The sequence below is a fragment of the Arenimonas sp. genome (assembly GCF_036275555.1).
Taxonomy (GTDB): Bacteria; Pseudomonadota; Gammaproteobacteria; order Xanthomonadales; family Xanthomonadaceae; genus Arenimonas.
The window spans coordinates 1-2,812 of sequence record NZ_DASUDO010000035.1 but is presented as its reverse complement, the minus strand read 5'-3'; the positions used below and the strand labels follow the sequence as shown (position 1 = coordinate 2,812).

3 protein-coding genes and 1 pseudogene are annotated in these 2,812 nt (G+C 67.4%); all 4 read left to right on the top strand.

The features are described 5' to 3' along the window. Nucleotides 1-399: pseudogene (gene carB, locus VFV21_RS09220) on the top strand (carbamoyl phosphate synthase large subunit); the annotation flags it as partial. Continuing rightward, nucleotides 396-872: a transcription elongation factor GreA gene (gene greA / locus VFV21_RS09215; RefSeq protein ID WP_329669134.1), complete on the top strand. Its 477-nt coding sequence runs from the start codon at nucleotides 396-398 to the stop codon at nucleotides 870-872. The pseudogene carB and the gene greA, both read left to right, overlap by 4 nt. A 24-nt stretch (nucleotides 873-896) precedes the next feature. After that, entirely contained in the window at nucleotides 897-1,523 is a 627-nt protein-coding gene (locus VFV21_RS09210; protein WP_329669133.1) for an RlmE family RNA methyltransferase, read from the top strand. A gap of 166 nt (nucleotides 1,524-1,689) precedes the next feature. Further along, on the top strand, nucleotides 1,690-2,812 hold a 1,123-nt coding region (locus tag VFV21_RS09205), incomplete at its 3' end, for an ATP-dependent metallopeptidase FtsH/Yme1/Tma family protein (protein WP_329669132.1).

Genomic DNA, 2,812 nt, shown 5'->3' with positions numbered 1-2,812 from the left:
GCCTTCATCAGCGTGCGCCAGGCCGACAAGACGGCGCTGCTGGTTCAGGTGGCGGCGGACCTGCGCCAGTTCGGCTTCGAGCTGGTTGCCACGCGCGGCACGGCCGAGCTGCTGGTCGAGGCCGGCATTCCCTGCGGCGTGGTCAACAAGGTCAAGGAAGGCCGCCCGCACATCGTGGACATGATCACCAACGGCGAGATCGCCTTCGTCCTGAACACCACCGATGGCAAGCTCGCGATCGCCGATTCGTTCGCCATTCGCGCCGCGGCGCTGCGCTTCAAGGTGCCGCACACCACCACCCTGGCCGGCGCGCGCGCCACCTGCCTTGCCCTGCAAAGCGGGCGCGAGATCCGCGTGGAGAGCCTGCGCCAACTGCATACCGAACTGAGACCGACATGACCCGCGAACCCCTCACCGCCCGCGGCGCAGAGCAGCTGCGGCGCGAACTGGAAGACCTCAAGTCCGTGCAGCGCCCGCGCGTGATCGCCGCCATCGCCGAAGCGCGCGCCCACGGCGACCTGAAGGAAAACGCCGAGTACCACGCCGCCAAGGATCAGCAGGGCTTCATCGAGGGCCGCATCAGCGAGATCGAGGACCGCCTGGGCCGCGCCGAGGTGATCGACCCGGCCCGACTGGCGGCCGGCGGCAAGGTGGTTTTCGGCGCAACCGTAACGCTCGTCAACGTCGACACCGACGAGGAAGTCACCTACCAGATCGTCGGTATGGACGAGGCCGACATCAAGCAGGGCCGGGTGTCGTTCCGGGCCCCGCTGGCGCGCGCCATGATCGGCCGCGAGGTGGGCGACCAGGTGCTGGTGCCGGCGCCCGGCGGCGAGCAGGCCTATGAAATCCTGGCCGTCGAGTATCGGTAGCGCCGATCGCCGGGCGGTGCGGCCTTGAGCGGGCGCGGCGCCAGCCGTCGCTGGCTGCAGCAGCACGTAGCCGATCCCTACGTGCGCCAGGCGCAGGCGCAAGGCTACCGCTCGCGCGCCAGCTTCAAGCTGCTGGAGATCAACCGGCGCGATCGCCTGCTGCAGCCGGGCGCGACGGTGGTGGATCTGGGCGCCGCGCCGGGCGGCTGGTCGCAGGTGGCGAGCAGCATCGTCGGGCCGCGCGGCCGGGTGGTGGCGGTCGATCTGCTGCAGATGGCGCCGCTGCCGGAGGTCGAGTTCATTCTGGGTGATTTTGGGGACGAGGCGGTGCTGCAGCAGATGCTTGACTTGCTGCCAAACGGTGCCGACCTTGTAATGTCCGACATGGCGCCCAATCTGAGCGGTGTGCGCGATGTCGATCAGCCGGCCGCGCTGCACCTGGCCGAGTTGGCGCTCGACTTTGCCGGACGGGCGCTGAAACCGCGCGGGGCACTGCTGGTCAAATGCTTCGAGGGTGCGGGCAGCCAGGGACTTCGGGAAGTGTTTGCCCGACATTTCGAGCAGGTGCTGGTGCGCAAGCCTGACGCCTCGCGCGACCGCAGCCGAGAGCACTACTTGATCGGCCGCGGTATGCTGCCGATAACCCAGTAGTACGGAAGCGTTGAATGAATCCGGGCTGGATTCGCAGCGCCCGCCATCGGAATTTGGTTTTCCGATGGCTCAAGATTTCAGCAGCGCGTCCGTGCGCTGCCGAAAGCGCTGAATGTTCCAGCGCTTCCTGTAACCGCCGCGACCGGAGATCCGCTACGTGAATTCAATGTCCCGCAACGTCATCCTTTGGGTCGTCGTGGCGTTGGTGCTGATGGCCGTGTTCAACAGTTTCGGCCCGCAGCGTTCCGCCGAGCGCACGCTGGATTACTCGCAGTTCATTGCCGAGGTGAAGAGCGGGCAGGTCGACCGCGTGGTGATCGAGCAGGGCGTCGTGCGGGGCATGACGACGGGCGGCGAGAAGTTCGTCGTCTACACGCCCGAAGACCCACACATGATCGACGACCTGCTGGCCAACAAGGTCGGCATCGAGGTGGCGGCGCCGGATCGCCAGTCGTTGTTGATGCAGGTGTTCATCTCCTGGTTCCCGATGCTGCTGCTGATCGGCGTGTGGGTCTTCTTCATGCGCCAGATGCAGGGTGGCCCCGGCGGCAAGGGCGGTGTGATGCCGTTCGGCAAGAGCCGCGCGCGCATGCTGACCGAGGACCAGGTGCGGGTCACGTTTGCCGACGTGGCCGGCGTCGATGAGGCCAAGGAAGAGGTCCACGAGCTGGTGGAGTTCCTGCGCGACCCGTCCAAGTTCCAGCGCCTGGGCGGGCGCATCCCGCGCGGCGTGCTGATGGTCGGCTCGCCCGGTACCGGAAAAACGCTGCTGGCGCGGGCCATTGCCGGCGAGGCCAAGGTGCCGTTCTTCACCATCTCGGGTTCGGACTTCGTCGAGCTGTTCGTCGGCGTCGGCGCATCCCGCGTGCGGGACATGTTCGAGCAGGCCAAGAAACACGCGCCGTGCATCATCTTCATCGACGAGATCGATGCCGTCGGCCGTCACCGGGGCGCCGGCCTGGGTGGCGGGCATGACGAGCGCGAGCAGACGCTGAACCAGTTGCTGGTCGAGATGGACGGCTTTGAGGGCAACGAGGGCGTCATTGTCATCGCCGCCACCAACCGCCCGGACGTGCTTGACCCGGCCCTGCTGCGCCCCGGCCGCTTCGACCGTCAGGTCGTCGTGCCGCTGCCGGACATCGTCGGCCGCACGCAGATTCTGAAAGTGCACATGAAGAAAGTGCCGCTGGCATCCGACGTGGATGCCGAGGTGGTGGCCCGGGGCACGCCCGGTTTCTCGGGCGCCGATCTGGCCAACCTGGTCAACGAGGCGGCCCTGTTCGCGGCCC